At 73.4% G+C, this 19,864-nt stretch carries 14 protein-coding genes; 1 reads left to right on the top strand and 13 read right to left on the bottom strand.

What is annotated here, in order from left to right; genetic code table 11:
- The first annotated feature begins 13 nt into the window (after positions 1-13).
- Positions 14-3,682 carry a hypothetical protein gene (locus ACIB24_RS17760; protein WP_398283098.1) on the top strand — a complete coding sequence of 1,223 codons (3,669 nt, stop codon included), beginning with the start codon at positions 14-16 and terminating at the stop codon, positions 3,680-3,682.
- Here ACIB24_RS17760 and ACIB24_RS17755 read toward each other — a convergent pair.
- The 13 genes from ACIB24_RS17755 to pyrR all read right to left on the bottom strand — a co-directional run bounded on the left by ACIB24_RS17755 (position 3,648) and on the right by pyrR (position 19,781).
- On the bottom strand, positions 3,648-5,672 hold the full coding sequence (locus ACIB24_RS17755) for a primosomal protein N' family DNA-binding protein (protein WP_398283096.1): 2,025 nt from the start codon (positions 5,670-5,672) through the stop codon (positions 3,648-3,650). The genes ACIB24_RS17760 and ACIB24_RS17755 overlap by 35 nt on opposite strands.
- 91 nt (positions 5,673-5,763) lie before the next feature.
- The gene (gene metK, locus ACIB24_RS17750) at positions 5,764-6,963 is read right to left on the bottom strand and encodes a methionine adenosyltransferase (RefSeq protein ID WP_398283094.1); all 1,200 of its coding nucleotides are present in this window, start codon (positions 6,961-6,963) and stop codon (positions 5,764-5,766) included.
- 112 nt (positions 6,964-7,075) lie between these two features.
- The gene (gene coaBC, locus ACIB24_RS17745) at positions 7,076-8,341 is read right to left on the bottom strand and encodes a bifunctional phosphopantothenoylcysteine decarboxylase/phosphopantothenate--cysteine ligase CoaBC (RefSeq protein ID WP_398283608.1); all 1,266 of its coding nucleotides are present in this window, start codon (positions 8,339-8,341) and stop codon (positions 7,076-7,078) included.
- Positions 8,342-8,373: 32 nt separating this feature from the next.
- The gene (gene rpoZ / locus ACIB24_RS17740; protein ID WP_398283092.1) at positions 8,374-8,634 is read right to left on the bottom strand and encodes a DNA-directed RNA polymerase subunit omega; all 261 of its coding nucleotides are present in this window, start codon (positions 8,632-8,634) and stop codon (positions 8,374-8,376) included.
- 37 nt (positions 8,635-8,671) lie between these two features.
- Entirely contained in the window at positions 8,672-9,295 is a 624-nt protein-coding gene (gmk, locus tag ACIB24_RS17735) for a guanylate kinase (RefSeq protein WP_398283090.1), read from the bottom strand.
- A gap of 56 nt (positions 9,296-9,351) precedes the next feature.
- Complete coding sequence (gene mihF / locus ACIB24_RS17730) at positions 9,352-9,666, bottom strand: integration host factor, actinobacterial type (protein WP_398283088.1); 315 nt, start codon at positions 9,664-9,666, stop codon at positions 9,352-9,354.
- Positions 9,667-9,824: 158 nt separating this feature from the next.
- Positions 9,825-11,327, bottom strand: coding sequence for an HNH endonuclease signature motif containing protein (locus ACIB24_RS17725; protein ID WP_398283086.1), 1,503 nt, complete (start codon positions 11,325-11,327; stop codon positions 9,825-9,827).
- 269 nt (positions 11,328-11,596) lie between these two features.
- Positions 11,597-12,436 carry an orotidine-5'-phosphate decarboxylase gene (gene pyrF, locus ACIB24_RS17720; protein ID WP_398283084.1) on the bottom strand — a complete coding sequence of 280 codons (840 nt, stop codon included), beginning with the start codon at positions 12,434-12,436 and terminating at the stop codon, positions 11,597-11,599.
- On the bottom strand, positions 12,433-15,768 hold the full coding sequence (gene carB / locus ACIB24_RS17715; protein WP_449619058.1) for a carbamoyl-phosphate synthase large subunit: 3,336 nt from the start codon (positions 15,766-15,768) through the stop codon (positions 12,433-12,435). The genes pyrF and carB overlap by 4 nt, the downstream gene beginning before the upstream one ends.
- Positions 15,765-16,907 (bottom strand): glutamine-hydrolyzing carbamoyl-phosphate synthase small subunit, encoded by a 1,143-nt coding sequence (carA, locus tag ACIB24_RS17710; protein ID WP_398283082.1) that lies wholly within the window; start codon positions 16,905-16,907, stop codon positions 15,765-15,767. The genes carB and carA overlap by 4 nt, the downstream gene beginning before the upstream one ends.
- Positions 16,904-18,217 carry a dihydroorotase gene (locus ACIB24_RS17705; protein WP_398283080.1) on the bottom strand — a complete coding sequence of 438 codons (1,314 nt, stop codon included), beginning with the start codon at positions 18,215-18,217 and terminating at the stop codon, positions 16,904-16,906. The genes carA and ACIB24_RS17705 overlap by 4 nt, the downstream gene beginning before the upstream one ends.
- Positions 18,214-19,194 (bottom strand): aspartate carbamoyltransferase catalytic subunit, encoded by a 981-nt coding sequence (locus ACIB24_RS17700; RefSeq protein ID WP_398283078.1) that lies wholly within the window; start codon positions 19,192-19,194, stop codon positions 18,214-18,216. Before ACIB24_RS17700 ends, ACIB24_RS17705 begins: the two co-directional genes overlap by 4 nt.
- Entirely contained in the window at positions 19,191-19,781 is a 591-nt protein-coding gene (gene pyrR, locus ACIB24_RS17695; protein ID WP_398283076.1) for a bifunctional pyr operon transcriptional regulator/uracil phosphoribosyltransferase PyrR, read from the bottom strand. The genes ACIB24_RS17700 and pyrR overlap by 4 nt, the downstream gene beginning before the upstream one ends.
- Between the last annotated feature and the right edge of the window lie 83 nt (positions 19,782-19,864).

Raw genomic sequence — 19,864 nt, 5'->3', positions numbered from 1 at the left:
CTATGCTCGAGCGATGTGGCCTCACGGGGAGCCGCCCGGTACGCGGGCGCCGGCGACGATGCCCACCCGGATGGCGCGGCTGGTCCGGCGCGCGCTGGCCCAGGTCGGGATGGACGAGTTCGCCTCCCAGGAGATCCAGTTCGACGAGGACTCCCGGCTCGGCCGTGAGCTGCTCTACCTCGGCGCCAACGACGAGTGGATCCGCGCCACCCGGGAGATCGTGACCCTCCAGGCCGCCGACTCCTTCGACACCCGGCTGCGGATCCACGTCGACCTGGGCCGGATCTCGCACGAGGCGTTCCACAACCGGACCGAGCGGCTCTGGCTGCCGCTGGCGCTGCTGCCCCCGCCGTCCGCCGACGCGCAGGACGACCCCGCGGCCGACCGCGACCGCCTGGCCCCGCTGCCTGCCGTCCGCGACGCGGGCGGCACGATCCTGCCGTCGGTGCCGCAGTCCGAGGCGCGCCGGTGGGCCGCGGCGGCCCTCGCCGAGATCATCATGAACATGGCGCCGGTCATGGTCCGGGACCCGCAGCTGTTCCCCACCCACCTGCGCCGGGAGCAGCGACTCCTGTTCAGCGCCGCCCTCTTCCGCGTGCTGCGCGACCCCGACCCCGACCCGGCGCCGCTGGCGACCGACGGGTTCGTCGCCAACGAGGTGGAGGCCGGCTACCGCGAGACGCGGATCCAGCAGGCCCGCTCGGCGCTGCTGCAGTTCGTGCACGGCATCGAGGCGGGGTCGGACGCCGGCTCGCACGGCGCCCCCGACCGCAACGTCGTCCTGCTGCAGCGGGCGGCGCAGATCGTGGACGCCCTGCGGGCGCCGTCCATGCTGGTGGTCGTCGGTGAGGACCCGCAGACGACGTCCGCGGTCTTCTCGGTGGACGTCGTCGGGCGGCCGTTGGCCCGCGAGCGCCGCCGCCGCCCGTACGGCCCGCGCGCCCGCCTGAACATCGACCTGCTGCTGCCCACCACGGACGCCGAGAACACGGTCATCGTCGACCTGCCCTCGGGACTCTCCTTCGCCCCCGGCCGCAGCAGCTCCTCCGTGTCCGGCGAGATCGAGGTCCTGCAACCCCCAGCACTGGCCGACCTCGAGGAGCTGAGCCGACAGCTGTCGCCGCCGGACCCGCTGTCCGAACCCGTGGCCCGGTGCCTGGTCGACCTCACGCTGAACCGGATGGAGGCGGCCCGGGACACCTACCGCCACTACGCCTCCGGCGTGCGCACCGGCGAGGACACCGTCATGCACGAGATCGGCCCGGACGGGATGCCCGCCGCCCTGGCCACCTTCCGCCAGGCGCTCGACCGGGTGCGCAAGCTCGAGTTCGGCCCCCACCACGACGTGGCGACCGCGGCGGCCGCCGCCGCGCGGGAGTACCGGCAGGCGGTCGGCATCACCCCCGGGTCCCGACCGGTGTACCGGCGCACCGCCAGCAGCGGCACCGTCAGCCCGCACCGCGCGCACGTCCGGCTCCCGGCGGTGGAGAACCGGTCCGTGCGGGCCACCGCCCGCCGGGCCCGGGTGCACCTCTACCTGAAGGCGGACGCCTCGGCCCCGCTGCGGGCCGCCCGCCTGGCCGCGTTCCTGAGCGTCGTCCTGCTCGGCACGCTCGTGCTGGCCGGTCGCTGGCTGGGCACCGACTCCGACCACGGCGACGCCCAGGTCCTGGCCAGCGTGCTCACCCTGTTCGCGGCCATCCAGGCCTCACGCATCTCCAGCCCGGACAAGTCGTCGCTGCGCGGGCTGATCGTCTCGTCGGGCTCCTGGATGGTGGTGCTGTCCGTCCTGCCGACCGTCGTCCTGGGCATCCTGCTGGCCTTCCGGGACGTGCCGGCGTGGACGTCGCTCGTCGCGCTCGCCGTCCAGTCGGTGCTGCTGGTCGTGATGTTCCTGCCCGCCCTGACCGGCCGGCCCTGGCGGCACGACACCGAGCCCACGCTCACGCTGCGCACCGGGGCGCTGCTCGACTACGGCCGCACGGACGTCGTGCACTCCGCCTGGTGGCGCAGCACGACGGCCGGTGCGCTCGTCCTCGGCGCCACCGCGCACGCCTACGTCATCCCCCAGACCGGGGCCGGGATCGGCGACCTGATCACCGGCATCGACCAGCTGAGCCCCGCCCCCGTCGTCGAGCGTGGGCTGGCCCGCTGGCGACAGGAGTTCAGGAACCGGGTCGAGACCGCCCGCTCGACGCTGGCCGCCCGGGTCGACGCGACCAACGGCTCCGGCGCCGCCCCGGACGGCCTCACCCCCGGCGCCCCCGCCACCATCGACCCCGGCCAGGGCGACCCCAGCGGTGACGACCCGGCCGAGCACCTGGCCGCCAACATCCTGGCCGTGCTGCGGGCCGGCACGGCCAACAGCTCGCTCACCTTCATGGTCTTCCGGGAGGAACCGGCCCGCGAGCAGCTGGGCGAGGACATCCGCCCGGTCTACCTCGACGTGGACCGCCTGATCGTCAACGAGACCCCGATCAGCACGGTCGACGTGCACCTCGGGTTCCCGGCCGACGTGTTCCTGCCGCTGGCCGGTCACCCGGTCCGCACCCTCCTCGACGTCGTCGTGCAGCTCCAGATGTTCCTGCTCGACGTGCAGATGCCCGCCCCCGCGCCCCGCGGCGGCGACCCGACCCGGCGCTGGGCGCGGATCCGGATCGGGGTCCGCGCCGACGAGATCGTCCGCGTCGGTGACCTGCTGTCGGGCATCTCGACCGGGGTCGGCCCGGCGATGCACCGCGGCTTCGACCTGCTCGTCGACATGTCGACCCAGACCCCGCCCCGGCGGTTCCTCGGCACCCAGCACGCCGCGACGACCGTCACCATCCGCCCGGTGGACCTCGACGTGACGCGCACGGTCGGCGACGGGCTCCCGGAGCGTGAGGACGACGACCCGGGCTGGGTCAGCCTGGCCGCCTACGACTACGTCCACACCGACGTCGAGGAGAAGCTGCTGCAGGTGTTCGAGAACGAGCACCCCGACGTCCTGCTCGCGGGCCTCACCACGGCCCGGCTGCACGGCGCGGCGCTCGTCTTCATGCTCGGCCGGCACCCGGACCCGGCGGCCCCCACCGTGGCCCGCGAGCCGACGCCGGTGGACGGGCAACTGCTGGTCGACGAGCACCTGGCCACAACGCAGCTCGGCGAGTTCGCCGCGGACGGCGTGCTGCTGCGGGTGCACACCCGCTACAGCGACCGGCCCCGCCTGCTCTCGGAGCTGACGGCCGAGCTGGCCCGCGGCTTCGGCGACATCACGGGTACCCCGCGCCAGGCCGCCGAGTTGCAGATCGTCTACCTGCACACCGAGGTGGCCGACGGCCGGATCGCCGAAAGCCGTTTCATGGTGGTCCTTCCCGACGCCGAGGCCGACCAGTTCACCGACGAGGCCCTCGAGCGGGTGGAGGCTTCGGCCCGGCGGGTGCTGACCCGGGCCTACGCGCAGGCGACCCTGGCCGACCTCGGCGCGCGGCAGGCGGCCAAGGCCCACGTGAGCATCCAGTTGCTCACCCGCCCCGAGCCGCGGCCCGCCCCGACGGACCGGACGCTCACCCTGCCCGAGCCGGCCTCCGAACCCGACCCCGCCTCCGAACCCGACCCCGCCTCCAAACCCGACCCCGCCTCCAACCCCGACCCCGCCTCGGACGGGGTCAGCCGATCCGGTCCGGGTCGACCTGCACCCTGACGGCCACCTCGCGCCGGGCGCTGCGCACCGACGCCGCCTGCGCGACGGCCCGGGCCAGCGCGGCGCGGTCGGCCCGCGCGGCGCGCAGGAGCAGCCGGACGTCGCCCGTGGGCCCCTGGGCGTCCTCCAGCGGAATGGGGCCGAGCCGGTCGGCGCCCTCGGGGAGGCGGGCCAGGTCGGCGAACCCCTGCACCGCCGCGCCCGGCCCGGTCAGCGACACCATCGCGGCCGCGGGCGGGAAGCCGAGCTCGGCGCGTTCGGCCAGGTCCCGGGCCGCATGCCAGGCCGGGTCGAGCCGGACGAGGGCCTGGACGGGCGGCGACTGCGGGTCCGCCGCGATCACCACCCGGCCCCCCTGGTCGCGCGGCCTGACCAGGGCGGCGGCGGCCAGCCAGCGCCGCAGGGCGTCCTCGGCGGCCCGCAGGTCGAGCCGCTCCAGCAGTTGGTGGGCGTCGAGCAGCGCGGCCGCCGCGTACCCGGCGCCCGGCGGCGCGGGTTCCAGGCCGGGAGTGCTCACCACCAGGGCCTGCTGCGGGACGTCGGGGGCGGGCTGGCCGGGGGCCGGCACCACGACGGGGACGCCGGGGAAGCCACGCCCCAGCTCCTCCGCCGTGCGGTGCACCCCGACGGTGACCGCCCGGACCCGGCGCCCGCCGCATGCGGGGCAGGCCCAGCCCGTCGCGTCGCGGCCGCACCAGCGGCAGGCCGGGGCGTCGCGGGTGGTGAGCCCCGCCCCGAGGGGGCCGTGGCAGTGGGCGCAGCGGGCCGGCGTCCGGCACTGCTGGCAGGCGAGCGTCGGGACGTACCCCGCCCGCGGGACCTGCACCAGGACGGGCCCTTCCGCGAGACCGGCCCGGACCGCCCGCCACACGGCCGCGGGTAGCCGGCCGCGCGCGGACGGGTCGTCGGCCCCGCCCGGCTCCGTCCCGGCCACCGTCACGTGCGGCCAGGCCGCGCGCACCGTGCTCCGGTCGGCCTGTACCGGGCGGGCCCAGCCGGCGTCGACCCAGGCCTGCGCCTCGGCCGTGCGCGACCAGGAACCGCAGATCAGCGCCGCCCCCTCGAGCTGGGAGCGCAGGGCCAGCACCTCCCGGGCGTGCGGGTAGGGCGAGCGGGGTTCGGCGTGCGAGTCGTCGCCGTCGTCCCAGATCAGCACCAGCCCCAGGTCTCGCACGGGCGCGAAAGCCGTTGCGCGCGTGCCGATCACGGCCTGTACGTGGCCTCGGGCCAGTTTCAGGAAGGCCCGGTAGCGGGCCGCCGGGCCGAGGTCGGCGGTGAGCGCGACGTGCCGGCCGCTCCCCCACCGGGCGGTCAGTGCGGCATCCAGGGCCGCGACGTCGCGCGCATCCGGAACCACGGCCAGCGCACCCCGGCCCGCCGCCACGGCCGCGGCCATCGCCTCGGCGACCGCCGCCGTCCAGTGCCCGGCCCCGGGCATCGCCGTCCACACCGCACGGACCGGGTCGCCCTCCGCGATCCGGTGCAGCAACGCGGGCCCCGCGGGGTACCGCCCCCAGTGCGTGCTCTCGCCCGGCGCGAGGGGTGGCAGAGGGTCGGCGTCCGGCACCGGCTCCTTCTCGACCCGTGCGTGACGCGGGGGTACCGCGAGCCGCGTCACGTCGATCAGCGTCCCCGCGTACCGGTCGGCGACCGCGCGGGCCAGCGCCGCCACCGCGGGCGTGAGCACGCGCTCGGGCGAGACCAGCCGGCCGAGCCGGGCCAGCCGGCCGTCGTGCTCGCTCTGCGCGGCCCGCTCGAGAACGAACCCGTCCACCTCCTGGCCGGCGAACCGCACCCGGACCCGGGCCCCGGGCTGCGCGCCGTCGGCCATCGACGCGGGCACCGCGTAGTCGAACGGCCGGTCCAGGTGCGGCAGCGGGACGTCGACCAGCACCCGCGCGACCGGCAGCTCCTCGGCCAGCCCCTCGGGCGGCTTCGGCTTGCGCCCGCGCGTGGCGGTGCGCAGCAGCTCCAGCTGCCCGTCGGTCATGCGGCCCAGGCTAGATGGCCGGTCCGACGCAGCACGAAGCCCCACTCAGGAGCTGTGGACAACTCCCGGCGGGGCTTCGTGAGAGAACTGATCAGGCGCCGACGGCCGACTTCAGGGCGTCGACGCGGTCGGTGCGCTCCCAGGTCAGCTCCGCGATCTCCCGGCCGAAATGGCCGTAGGCGGCGGTCTGCTTGTAGATCGGGCGCAGCAGGTCGAGGTCGCGGATGATGGCGGCCGGGCGGAGGTCGAAGACCTCCTTGATCGCGGCGGTGATCTTCTCCGGCGCGACGGTCTCGGTGCCGAACGTCTCGACGTACAGGCCGACCGGGTGCGCCTTGCCGATCGCGTACGCGACCTGCACCTCGCACCGCTTGGCCAGACCGGCCGCGACGACGTTCTTGGCCACCCAGCGCATCGCGTAGGCGGCGGAGCGGTCGACCTTCGACGGGTCCTTACCGGAGAAGGCGCCGCCACCGTGCCGGGCGAACCCGCCGTAGGTGTCGACGATGATCTTGCGGCCGGTCAGGCCGGCGTCGCCCATCGGGCCGCCGATCTCGAAGCGGCCGGTCGGGTTCACCAGCAGCCGGAAGTCGCTGACGTCGATCAGGTCGGCGACCCGGTCGAGGACCGGCTTGATGACGTGGTCTGCGACGTCGGGCTGGAGCAGGTTCTCCAGCGAGATGTCGGCGGCGTGCTGCGACGACACGACGACGGTGTCGAGCCGGACCGCGCGGTCACCGTCGTACGCGATGGTCACCTGGGTCTTGCCGTCCGGGCGCAGGTAGGGCACCTCGCCCGACTTGCGGACCTCGGTCAGCCGCTCGGCCAGCCGGTGGGCCAGCCAGATGGGCAGCGGCAGCAGCTCGGGGGTGTCGTCGTTCGCGTAGCCGAACATCAGGCCCTGGTCACCGGCACCCTGCGCGTCGAGCGGGTCCTCGTCGCCCTCGACCCGCGCCTCGTAGGCGGTGTCGACACCCTGCGCGATGTCGGGCGACTGCGCACCGATCGAGATCTCGACCCCGCACGAGTTGCCGTCGAAGCCCTTGGTCGAGGAGTCGTAGCCGATGTCGAGGATGGTCTTGCGGACCAGCTGCGGGATGTCGACGTACCCCGCGGTCGTCACCTCACCGGCGACGTGCACGAGACCCGTCGTCACCATCGTCTCGACCGCGACCCGGCTCGTCGGGTCGGCGGTGAGCAGGGCGTCCAGGATGGAGTCGCTGATCTGGTCGCAGATCTTGTCCGGGTGGCCCTCGGTGACGGACTCGGAGGTGAACAGACGGTCGGACACGGCGCTCCTACGGGTACTGCTCGGGAATCGGCTCAGGTCGCGGCCACTCTAACCATTGCTCCGGGCGGCGCGCTGCCCGGTTCGATCCGTTGACTGCGGGTAACTCTACCGATCAGGTCGACAATTCGTGAATCAGGGCGACGACCTCGTCCCAGATCGCCTCCGCGACCTTGGTCTTGGAACCCGCCGGGACGGCCACCCCCACCGAGTCCGCACGGTCCGCACGGTCCGCACGCAGCAGGACGACCTCCGTGTCGTCGCGACCGAACACCTTGCCCGCGGACACGTCGTTCACGACCAGCAGGTCGCAGCCCTTACGGGCCAGCTTGGCCCGGGCGTGGTCGAGCACGGAGGAGTCGGCGTCGCCGGTCTCGGCGGCGAACCCGACGACGACCTGACCCGCGGGCGCGCGGCCCGCACCGCGGTTCTCGACGACCTCGACGAGGATGTCGGGGTTGCGGACCAGACGGACGACGGGGGCCTCGTCACTGCCCTCGGTCTTCTTGATCTTGTGGTCGGCGACCGCGGCGGGCCGGAAGTCGGCGACGGCGGCGGCCATCACGACGACGTCGTGCTCGGGGGCGGCGGCGAGGACGGCGTCCCGCATCTGCAGCGCGGACTCCACCCTGACCACGGTCACCGACTCGGGCAGGGGGACCTCGACCGCCCCGGCGACCAGCGTGACGCGCGCCCCGCGTGCGGCGGCGGCCTCGGCGAGCGCGACGCCCTGCCGCCCGCTCGACCGGTTCCCCAGGTATCGCACCGGGTCCAACGGCTCACGGGTGCCGCCCGCGGTGACCAGCACCCGTCGTCCGGCCAGATCCTGGGCCGTCGACGGCTCGCTCGCTACGACCGGGGCGACGAGATCCAGGGCAGCGGCGTAGATCTCCTCGGGTTCGGGCAGCCGGCCCGGGCCCGTGTCGGTGCCCGTCAGCCGCCCGCTCGCCGGGTCGAGCACGTGCAGGCCCCGGGCCCGCAGGGTGGCGACGTTGGCGACGGTGGCGAGGTTCTGCCACATCTCGGTGTGCATGGCCGGGGCCAGCAGCACCGGACAGGTGGCCGTGAGCAGTACGTTGCCGAGCAGGTCCGACGCCAACCCGGCGGCAGCCCGGGCCAGCAGGTCGGCCGTCGCCGGCGCGACGACCACGAGGTCGGCGTGCTTGCCGAGCAGCACGTGCGGGACCCGCGGGACGTCGTCCCACACCGTGGTGCTCACCGGGTGACCGGAGAGGGCCTCCCACGTCGGAGCCCCGACGAACCGCAGCGCGGAGTCGGTCGGCACGACGTGCACGTCGTGCCCGGCCTCGGTGAACAGGCGCAGCAGGAGGGCCGCCTTGTAGGCGGCGATCCCCCCGCCGACCCCGAGGACGACGTTCAGCCGCTGCGTCACGGCAGGCCCGCTACCGGGTACTACTCGGTCGGCTGGGCGACGAGGAGGCCCTCGTTGATCTCGCGCATGGCGACGGACAGCGGCTTCTCCTGCACGTGGGTCTCCACGAGCGGGCCGACGTACTCGAGCAGGCCCTCACCGAGCTGCGAGTAGTAGGCGTTGATCTGCCGGGCGCGCTTCGAGGCGAAGATCACCAGGGCGTACTTCGAGTCGACGGTCGAGAGCAGGTCGTCGATCGGGGGGTTGGTGATCCCCTCGGGCTGGGCGACGGTTCCGGGCAACAGAACTCCAGACGATTGTGGTGTTTCTTCGGTTTCGTCAGCTCTCGCCGACGGGTGCCGGTGACGGCACACCCATCCATGATACGAGCTCATCGGTCGCCTGGTGCACATCGACGTTCACGATGGACACGTCGAACTCGGACTCGGCGGCCATTTCGACCTCGGCGGTGCGCAGCCGGCGGGCCCGCTCCTCGCTGTCCTCGGTGCCGCGGCCGACGAGCCGGCGGACCAGTTCCTCGATGCTCGGCGGCTTGAGGAACACGAAGAACGCGCCCGGCATGTTCTGCCGGACCTGCCGGGCCCCCTGGAGGTCGATCTCCAGCAGGGCGGGGCGGCCCTCGCGCAGGGCCTGTTCGACGGGCCCGCGCGGCGTGCCGTAGCGGTGCCGGCCGTGGACCTGAGCCCACTCCAGGAGCTCACCGGCCTCGACCATGCGGTCGAACTCGGCCTCGTCGACGAAGTGGTAGTGCACGCCCTCGACCTCACCGGGCCGGGGACTGCGGGTGGTGGCCGAGACGGAGAGCCAGACCTGGGGGTACCGGGTGCGGATGTCGGCGGCGACGGTGCCCTTGCCGACGGCGGTCGGACCGGCGAGCACGGTCAGGCGGCTGCTGGTGCCAGCGACCCGACCGTGCTCACGAGGGGTGCCCTGCGACGGCACGGGAACCCCCTCTCCGACCATTGCCTCGGCTCAGCGGTTGTCTCGTCGGACCAGGCTCAGCGGGCGAACCGGTCGACCAGGGCGGCGATCTGGTTGGACCCGAGGCCCCGCACGCGGCGGGACTCGGAGATGCCGATCTCCTCCATGATCTGCCGGGCCCGGACCTTGCCGACGCCCGGGAGGGCCTCCAGGAGCGCGGAGACCTTCATCTTGCCGATCACCTCGTTGTCCTGACCCTCCTTGATGACATCGCCGAGGGAACCCTGGGAGTACTTGAGCTTGTTCTTGATCTCGGCGCGGGCCCGCCGAGCTTCGGCCGCCTTCTGCAGGGCGGCGGCGCGCTGCTCGGGGGTCAGGGGGGGCAGAGCCACTTCGGTCACCTCGGTCAACTCGTGCTGCTCTCAACGGTGGTTGCGGGGCGAGCCGCATGGAAGATCCCATGAGCTGCACTCCCCGATGGCGAACCTAGCGACTCTGCGTACGGTCCAGCAACGCGGGGTCCCGTGAAGTCGGCTCGTAGACACGTGCTTCACCACATCTGCCGGTCGTCATACCAGCGCGCCAGGAAATCCGCGACCGCGGCCTCGCTGAGCGGGGCACCGTCCCAGCGACCGGTCACCGCGTCACTGCCGACGTGCGCGTACTGCCGGGGAACATCGGCCAGGTCCCCGCTCAGGGGTGGCGCCGGTTCCCAGGCCGTGCCGTCCGGCCATGCGAAGGCGAACCGTTGCCGTCCCTGCGCCAGGATCGTGAAGGCACCTTCGTGCAGCAGCCTGTGATGCTCGCCGCAGAGCAGGACGAGGTTGTCCACGGTCGTCCCCCCGCCGCGCCCCCAGTGGACCACGTGGTGGGCGTGCAGGAAGCGGTCCCGTCGGCACCCCGGAGCCCGGCATCCGCCGTCCCGGGTCCAGAGCACCGCCAGTTGTCGCGACGTCGGACGCCGACGGGAGCGGCCCAGATCCAGCGTCCGGCCGTCGCCGGCCAGCACCGCCGTCCGCAGCGCGCCGTCGTCGATCAGCTGCCGCAGGAGCGCAGGTCCGACGGGCGGCCCGTCGCAGAACCGGGCCGGGTCAGGCGTGGGCCGGGGCAGCGCGGACGGCGACGCCGGTCGGTCGCCGCCGACCATCGGTTCCTGACGCACCTCGCGGTCGGTGAGTGCGGTCCGGAGCTCGTCCAGAGGGGCCAGGACGACGACCTGCGCGGCCGGCGCGAAGCGCGGGGCCTCCGGTGCGGCGAGCACGGTCTCGGCCATCGCGACGACGGCCGGGGCGAGGTCGGCCGGGGCTCTTCCGGTCAGCTCGGAGACCGACGCCGCGGGCGGTGACGGTTCCGCGGAACCGTCGCCCGCGACGTGCAGCAGCTCGGCCTGGGCCCGCGCGGTCGCGGCCAGGAACGCCGCTCCGCCGGCCGCGTCGAGGCGGCCCCACACCACCAGCTCGCCCTCGTCGTTCCACCGCCACTGCAGCGACGGGCCCGACTCCCGCGGCGCCGGGACGCGCACGCCGGGGTTCCCGATGACCGCCGCCTCGCCGGCCCTTCCCTGGGCGACGTCACGGTCGAGGACGGCGACCTTCCGCAGGCCGCGGGCGAGCCGCTCGACCTGGGCGGCCGTCGAGTGCAGGGCGGCGTCGACCAGCTCCCCCTCGCTCAATGGCGTGGCCACGCGGGTGATGGCCCGGACCTTCGAGTACGAGAGTCGACCAGCGGCGAAGTTCTCCCGCACGCTCGGCAGGACCGGCTCCCCACCGTCGCCGTGCACGGCCCGGGCGACCCGCAGGTACTCCCGAGCCGTGCGCTCGTCCAGCGCGCAACGCCACGTCAGCCAGTGGACGCACGAGACGACCCCCGGCAGTTGCCACCCCCGGCGCCGGTCGAACTCGGCCAGCAGTTCGAGGAACCGGGCCGTGGCGGCCGCGATCTGCCCCGCCAACGTGCACAGCTGCGTCTCCACCTCGGCGATGGGCACCTGCTCCGGCGACGCCGTGACGACGACCCGGCCCGGCCGGTTCTCCTGCTGACTCAACTGGTGCATGGCCACGCCCCCGCGCGATCGGCGAACATTTGTTCGAACCTAACCCCGGGGTCCGACAGTCGCGGTTCCGCGGAACCGTCCGCGTCCGTCCCGTCGTCGCATGGACGACGCGCAGCTGTGGGAGTCGGCGGGGCTCCTTCGCCCGCTCGGGGCACGGCATGACGGCGGCCGCCGCCGGCGCCACCTACAGCGCCGGGCGCACGACCGAGGACGAGATCGACCTCGGGGTGAGCATTCTCGACCAGGCCATCGGCGACCTGACGTCGGGCTCAGGCCAGGACCGCGCGCACCGAGTCGACCGTGCGCAGGGCCGCATCGCGCAGGGCCCGGACGTCGGGGCCCGCGGCCAGGACCTCACGGCTGCTGTTGGGCAGCACGTGCGGCAGGGCGGCGCCGAACACCTCGCGCAGGTCGGCGGCGGTCGCACCCTGGGCGCCGATCCCGGGCGCCAGGATCGGGCCGTTGAGCGCGCCCAGGTCCACGGAGCGGGCCTCGCCGGTGACGGTGGCCCCGATCACCACGCCGACCGACCCGAGCGGCGCGGCACCGGCGTTGCGGGCCGCGACGTCGTCCACCACCGCCTGGCCCACCGTGCGCCCGTCCGCCCCGCGGGCGAGCTGCACCGACCCGCCCTCGGGATTGGACGTCAGGGCCAACACGAACACCCCGCGCCCGGTCTTCGCGGCCAGGTCGAGCAGGGGGCTCAGCGACCCGAACCCGAGGAACGGGGAGGCGGTCACGGCGTCCCCGGCCAGGGGCGAGCCCTCCCCCGCATAGGCGTCGGCGTAGGCGGCCATCGTCGAGCCGATGTCCCCGCGCTTGGCGTCGACGACCGACAGGGCACCGCCGGATCTCAGATCCGCGAGAACCCTTTCCAGCACGGCGATCCCACGAGAACCGAACCGCTCGAAGAACGCCGCCTGCGGCTTCACCACCGCGACCGAGCCGGCCAGGGCCTCGACGCAGGTCAGGGCGAACCGCTCCAGCCCGCTCACGTCGTCCGGCAGGCCCCACGCGGCCAGCAGGCCCGGGTGCGGGTCGATGCCCACGCACAGCGGCCCCCGGGACGCCGTGAGCTCGCTCAGGCGCGCCCCGAACGTGAGGCTCACGCCTCGCCCCGCAGGGCCCGCAGGGTGGCCGCGTGCTCCTGCAACGACGCCACCTTGACCTCCTCGTTGCGGGCCGCCTCGATCGCCTGGACCGCCGCGGCGAACTGCTGCACGGTGGTGATCATCGGCCGGTCGACCGCCGTGGTGGCCGCGCGGATCTCGTAGCCGTCGGCCCGGGCGGCGGGCCCGGACGGCGTGTTGACCACCATGTCGATCTCGCCGGCGGCGATCCGGTCGACGATTGTCGGTTCGCCGTCCGGCCCCTGGCCGGCGCCGAGCTTGCGCACCACCGTCGACCCGATCCCGTTGCGGCGCAATACCTCTGCCGTTCCCTCGGTGGCCAGGATCTCGAACCCGAGCTGGGTCAGCCGCTGCACCGGGAACACGATCGAGCGCTTGTCCCCGTCGGCCACGGAGACGAAGACCCGCCCCGCGTCGGGCAACCCGCCGTAGGCGGCGGCCTGCGACTTGGCGAAGGCGTGCGGGAAGTCGGCGTCGATGCCCATCACCTCACCGGTGGACCGCATCTCGGGTCCGAGCAGCGAGTCGACCACCGAACCCTGCGGCGTCCGGAACCGCTTGAAGGGCAGCACGGCCTCCTTGACCGACACCGGCGCCTCGAGCGGCATCCGCCCGCCGTCGCCGTCGGCCGGCAGCAGCCCCTCGGCGCGCAGCTGCGCGACGGTGGCCCCGAGCATGATCCGGGCGCACGCCTTGGCCAGCGGCACGGCGGTCGCCTTGGACACGAACGGTGCGGTCCGCGACGCCCGGGGGTTGGCCTCCAGGACGTAGAGAACGCCTGCGGCGAGAGCGAACTGGACGTTCAGCAGCCCGCGCACCCCGACCCCGCGGGCGATCGCCTCGGTCGACGTCCGGATCCGCTCCAGCTCCCCCGCGCCGAGCGTCACGGGCGGCAGCACGCACGAGGAGTCGCCGGAGTGGATACCGGCCTCCTCGATGTGCTCCATGATCCCGCCGAGGTACATCTCCTCGCCGTCGAACAGGGCGTCGACGTCGATCTCGATCGCGTCGTCCAGGAACCGGTCGATGAGAACCGGCCGATCGGGCCCGATCTCGGTCGAGCGGGACAGGTAGTCGGCCAGCTGCGCCTCGTCGTAGACGATCTCCATGCCGCGCCCGCCGAGCACGTACGAGGGCCGGGCCAGCACGGGGTAACCGATCTCGTCGGCGATCCGCCGCGCCTCACCGAAGCTGACCGCCGTCCCGTGCTTGGGCGCGGGCAGCCCAGCGTCGGCCAGGACGACCCCGAAGGCACCGCGGTGCTCGGCCAGGTGGATCGCCTCGGGCGACGTGCCGACGATCGGCACCCCGTTGGCCTTCAGCCGCGCCGCGAGCCCCAGCGGCGTCTGCCCGCCCAGTTGAACGATGACGCCGACCAGCTCACCGGCGGCCTGTTCGGCGTGCACGATCTCGAGCACGTCCTCGAGCGTGAGCGGTTCGAAGTACAGCCGGTCGGAGGTGTCGTAGTCGGTCGACACCGTCTCGGGGTTGCAGTTGACCATGATCGTCTCGTACCCGGCGTCACGTAGCGCGAAAGACGCATGGACACAGGAGTAGTCGAACTCGACGCCCTGCCCGATCCGGTTCGGACCCGACCCCAGGATCACGACCTTGCGGGCGTCGGACGGCACGACCTCGGTCTCCTCGTCGTACGACGAGTAGTGGTAGGGCGTCGAGGCCGCGAACTCGGCCGCGCACGTGTCGACGGTCTTGAACACGGGCCGGACCCCGAGCGCGTGCCGCACGCCACGGATCACGTCCTCCCCCGTCGGGCTCGAGCCGAGCCCGCGCAGGGCGGCCAGCTGGACGTCCGAGAAGCCGTGCCGCTTGGCCTCGCGCAGCAGTTCGGGGGTGAGCTGATCGGCCTCCCGGACGGCGGTCGCCACCTCCTCGAGGAGGAACAGCTGGTCGAGGAACCAGGGGTCGATCTTCGTGGCCTCGAACAGCTGCTCGGGCGTCGCGCCGCCGCGAATGGCCTGCTGCACGTTGAGCAGTCGGTCCTCGGTGGGCCGCTTCACCGACTCCAGCAGCACGGCGAGCTCGGCACCCGCGGGTGCGGCGCCGTCCCAGTGGAACGTCGAGCCCTTCTTCTCCAGGGAGCGGAGAGCCTTCTGCAACGCCTCGGTGAAGCACCGGCCGATCGCCATGGCCTCACCGACCGACTTCATGGTCGTGGTCAGCGTCGGATCGGCCGCCGGGAACTTCTCGAAGGCGAACCGGGGCACCTTCACGACGATGTAGTCGAGCGTCGGCTCGAACGACGCCGGGGTCTTCTCGGTGATGTCGTTGGGGATCTCGTCGAGGGTGTAGCCGACCGCCAGCCGGGCCGCGATCTTGGCGATCGGGAACCCGGTCGCCTTGGAGGCCAGGGCGGACGAGCGGGACACGCGCGGGTTCATCTCGATCACGACGACGCGCCCGTCGGCCGGGTTCACCGCGAACTGGATGTTGCAGCCGCCGGTGTCGACACCGACCTCGCGGATCACGCCGATGCCGATGTCGCGCAGGTTCTGGTACTCGCGGTCGGTCAGGGTCAGCGCGGGCGCCACCGTGATCGAGTCGCCGGTGTGCACGCCCATCGGGTCGAGGTTCTCGATCGAGCAGACCACCACGACGTTGTCGTTGCGGTCGCGCATCAGCTCGAGCTCGTACTCCTTCCACCCGATGATCGACTCCTCGAGGAGGACCTCGGTGGTCGGCGAGTAGTGCAGCCCGTCCCCGGCGATCCGGCGCAGGTCGGCCTCGTCGTAGGCGATGCCCGAGCCCAGGCCGCCCATGGTGAAGGACGGCCGGATCACGACCGGGTAGCCGAGCCCCTCGGTCGCCTTCAGGCAGTCGTCCATGGAGTGGCAGATCACCGAGCGGGCCACACTCGCGTCCAGCCCGTACTTCTGCGACACCCGTTCGACGACGCCCTTGAACAGCTGCCGGTCCTCGCCCGCCTCGATGGCGGCGACGTTGGCGCCGATCAGCTCGACGCCGTACTTCTCCAGCACGCCGGCCGCGTGCAGGGACATCGCCGTGTTCAGCGCGGTCTGCCCGCCCAGGGTGGCCAGCAGCGCGTCCGGGCGCTCCTTGGCGATGATCGCCTCGACCACCTCGGGGGTGATCGGCTCGACGTACGTCGCGTCGGCGAACTCGGGGTCGGTCATGATCGTGGCCGGGTTCGAGTTCACCAGGACGACGCGCAGCCCCTCGGCGCGCAGCACCCGGCACGCCTGGGTGCCGGAGTAGTCGAACTCGCAGGCCTGCCCGATGACGATCGGCCCGGAGCCGATCACCATGACCGACTGGATGTCGTCCCGCTTCACTTGCCGTTCTCCATAACCTCGACGAACCGGTCGAACAGGTAGGCGGCGTCGTGCGGTCCGGCCGCCGCCTCCGGGTGGTACTGGACCGAGAAGGCCGGCAGGTCGAGACAGTTCAGCCCCTCGACCACCTGGTCGTTCAGGCAGACGTGGCTGACCTCGACGAGCCCGAACTCGGCCCCGGCGGGGGCCTGGACCGAGCCCTCCAGCGGCGCGTCCACGGCGAACCCGTGGTTGTGGGCCGTCACCTCGACCTTGCCGGTACGCCGGTCGAGCACCGGCTGGTTGATGCCCCGGTGGCCGTAACCCAGCTTGTACGTGCCGAACCCGAGCGCGCGGCCCAGCACCTGGTTGCCGAAGCAGATGCCGAACAGCGGCACCCGGCGGGCGAGCACCTCGCGCACCAGCGCCACCTGAGCGTCGGCGGTGGCCGGGTCCCCCGGGCCGTTCGACAGGAAGACGCCGTCCGGGCTCACCGCGAGGACGTCGTCGATCGAGGCCGTCGCGGGCAGCACGTGCGACTCGATGCCCCGCTGGGCCATCCGGTGGGGGGTCATCGATTTGATCCCGAGGTCGATCGAGGCGACCGTGAACCGCTTCTCGCCCTGCGCCGGGACGACGTACGCCTCCCCGGTGCTGACCTCCTCGGCCAGTTGGGCACCGGCCATCTGCGGCGACCGGCGAACCTCCTCGACCAGCTCCTCGACCGGCCGGACGAGCGCCTGCCCACCGGAGAAGATCCCGACCCGCATGGCCCCCCGCTCGCGCAGGTGCCGGGTGATCGAGCGGGTGTCGACGTGGCTGATGCCGACGACCTCCTGGGCGGCCAGCTCCTCGCCGAGCCCGCGCCGCGAGCGCCAGTTGGAGGGGCGCCGGGCGGGGTCGCGGACGACGTACCCGGACACCCAGATCCGGCGGGACTCACCGTCCTCGTCGTTCACCCCGGTGTTGCCGATGTGCGGGGCCGTCATCACGACGACCTGGCCGTAGTAGGACGGGTCGGTCAGCGTCTCCTGGTAACCGGTCATGCCGGTGTTGAAGACGGCCTCGCCGACCGTCGTCCCGAGGGCGCCGTAGGCCTGGCCGCGCCAGACCGAACCGTCCTCGAGGACCAGGACCGCGGGGATGTCTGCCGAACTCATACGAGAACCTCCTGTAGCTCCCCGTCCTGCAACTGCCCGTCGAGCACCGTCGCCCGGCCGGCGAAGAACGTGTGCACCACCGCGCCGTGCAGCTCGCGGCCGCGCAGCGGCGAGTTGCGCCCCTGGGTGGCCATCGCCGCCGGGTCGCACTCGTACCGGGCGGCCGGGTCGACCAGGGTCAGGTGGGCCGGTTCGCCGACGGCGATCGGGCGGCCCTGCCCGGCGACCCGCCCGATCCTGGCGGGCGCGGCCGACATCCGCTCGGCGACGCCGGCCCAGTCGAGCAGCCCGGTCTCGACCATCGCCTCCTGGACGACGGCCAGCGCGGTCTCCAGCCCCGTCATCCCCATCGCGGCGGCCCCCCACTCGCAGTCCTTGTCCTCCACCGGGTGCGGCGCGTGGTCGGTGGCGACGATGTCGATCGTGCCGTCCGCCAGCGCCTGGCGCAGCGCCGACACGTCGTCGGCGGTGCGCAGGGGCGGGTTGACCTTGAAGACCGGGTCGTAGCTGCGGGCGTTCTCGTCGGTCAGCAGCAGGTGGTGGGGAGTGACCTCGGCGGTCACGGCGATCCCGCGCGACTTGGCCCACCGCACGATCTCGACCGAGCCGGCGGTGGACACGTGGCAGACGTGCAGGCGCGAGCCGACGTGCCCGGCCAGCAGCACGTCCCGCGCGATGATCGACTCCTCGGCGACGGCCGGCCAGCCGGTCATCCCGAGCTCGGCCGAGACGACGCCCTCGTGCATCTGCGCGCCCTCGGTCAGCCGCGGTTCCTGCGCGTGCTGGGCGACGACGCCGTCGAAGGCCTTGACGTACTCGAGCGCCCGGCGCATCAGCACGGCGTCGTGCACGCACTTCCCGTCGTCGCTGAAGACCCGCACCCCGGCCGGGGAGTCGGCCATCGCGCCGAGCTCGGCCAGGCGCTCCCCGGCCAGCCCGACGGTGACCGCGCCGACCGGGCGGACGTCGACCAGCCCGACGGCGCGGCCCAGTCGCCAGACTTGCTCGACGACGCCCGCGGTGTCGGCCACCGGATCGGTGTTGGCCATCGCGTGCACACAGGTCCAGCCGCCGCGGGCCGCCGACCGTGACCCCGAGGCGACCGTCTCGGCGTCCTCACGCCCGGGTTCGCGCAGGTGCGTGTGCAGGTCGACGAGGCCGGGCAGCGCAACCAGCCCGGCGGCGTCCACCACCCGCGCGTCGCCCGAGTCCAACCCCGTGCCGAGCTCGGCGACCACGCCGTCCACGACGAGGATGTCCCGGGCGTCCCCGCCCAGCGGCGCGGCGCCGCGGATCAGGTAGCTGGTCACGAAAGGGTCCCTCCAGCAGTCGTTTCGGTCTTGCCGGCCAGCAACAGGTAGAGCACGGCCATCCGGACGGCGACGCCGTTGGCCACCTGTTCCACGACCGTCGAGCGGGTGCTGTCGGCGGCCTCGGCCGAGATCTCCAGGCCACGGTTCATCGGCCCGGGGTGCATCACCAGCGCATGGTCGGGCAGCTTGGCCAGCCGGGCCCCGTCGAGGCCGTAGCGGCGCGAGTACTCGCGCGCGCTCGGGAAGTAGGCGGCGGTCATCCGTTCGCGCTGGACCCGCAGCATCATGACGGCGTCCAGGTCGCCGTGCTCGCCGCGGACCACGGCGTCCAGGTCGTAGGACGTCGCGCACGGCCACGTCTCGACACCCACCGGCAGCAGGGTCGGCGGGGCGACCAGGACGACGTCCGCCCCCAGGGTGTGCAGCAGCCGGACGTTCGAGCGGGCCACCCGGGAGTGCAGGACGTCGCCGACGATCGCCACCCGTCGGCCGGCCAGGTCCTGCCCGATCCCGTGGATGTCAGGGACCAGGTGGCGGCGCAGGGTGAAGGCGTCGAGCAGGGCCTGGGTGGGGTGCTCGTGGGTGCCGTCGCCGGCGTTCACCACGGCCCCGCCGATCCAGCCGGCGTGGGCCAGCCGGTGCGGGGCGCCCGAGACTGGGTGCCGGACGACGACCGCGTCGGCGCCCATCGCCTCCAGGGTGAGCGCCGTGTCCTTCAGGCTCTCCCCCTTGGACACGCTGGAGCCCTTGGCGGAGAAGTTGATCACGTCGGCCGACAGCCGCTTGGCCGCGGCCTCGAAGGAGATCCGGGTGCGGGTCGAGTCCTCGAAGAAGAGGTTGACCACGGTCCGCCCGCGCAGGGTCGGCAGCTTCTTGATCTCCCGGCGCTGGGTGGCCGCCATCTGGTCGGCGACGTCGAGCACCTCGATCGCGGCGGCCCGGTCCAGGTCGTCGGCCGAGAGCAGGTGCCTCACAGTGGCCCTCCTGATGAGTCGAGACCCTTGCTGATGAAGACGCCCTCGGAGTCGTCGGACTCGTGCAGCCGGACCCGGACCCGCTCCGACTGCGACGTCGGGAGGTTCTTGCCCACGTAGTCGGCCCGGATCGGCAGCTCCCGGTGCCCCCGGTCGACCAGTACGGCCAGCCGGACGGCGTTGGGCCGGCCCAGGTCGGAGAGGGCGTCGAGGGCGGCCCGGATGGTCCGGCCCGAGTAGAGGACGTCGTCCACCAGGACGACGGTCCGCTCGTCGATGCCGCCGGGCGGCAGTTCGGTGGCGGCCGGGGCCCGGACCGGGTTCCGGTGCAGGTCGTCCCGGTACATGGTGACGTCGAGGGAGCCGACCGGGACGGCGCCCTCGCCCAGGTTCTCGAACTCGGCGATCCGCGCGGCCAGCCGGCGGGCCAGGTGCACGCCGCGGGTCGGGATGCCGAGGAGGACGAGGCCGTCGGCGCCCTTGTTGCGCTCGATGATCTCGTGGGCCATTCGGGTGAGGGCCCGGGAGATCTCCGGGGCCTCGAGAACGGTCGCCAGCTCGACAGGCTGGGGCTGGGCAGGGGGCACCCGCCGCACCTCCCTTTCCCGCCTCACGGGACGGGTCGTTAAAGGATGGTCCGTAGGTCGTTCACGATCGGTTCGACACTACC

It is taken from the genome of Spongisporangium articulatum, from assembly GCF_044465595.1.
GTDB classification, from domain to species: domain Bacteria; phylum Actinomycetota; class Actinomycetes; order Actinomycetales; family Kineosporiaceae; genus Spongisporangium; species Spongisporangium articulatum.
This window is presented reverse-complemented; position numbering and strand designations above follow the sequence as displayed.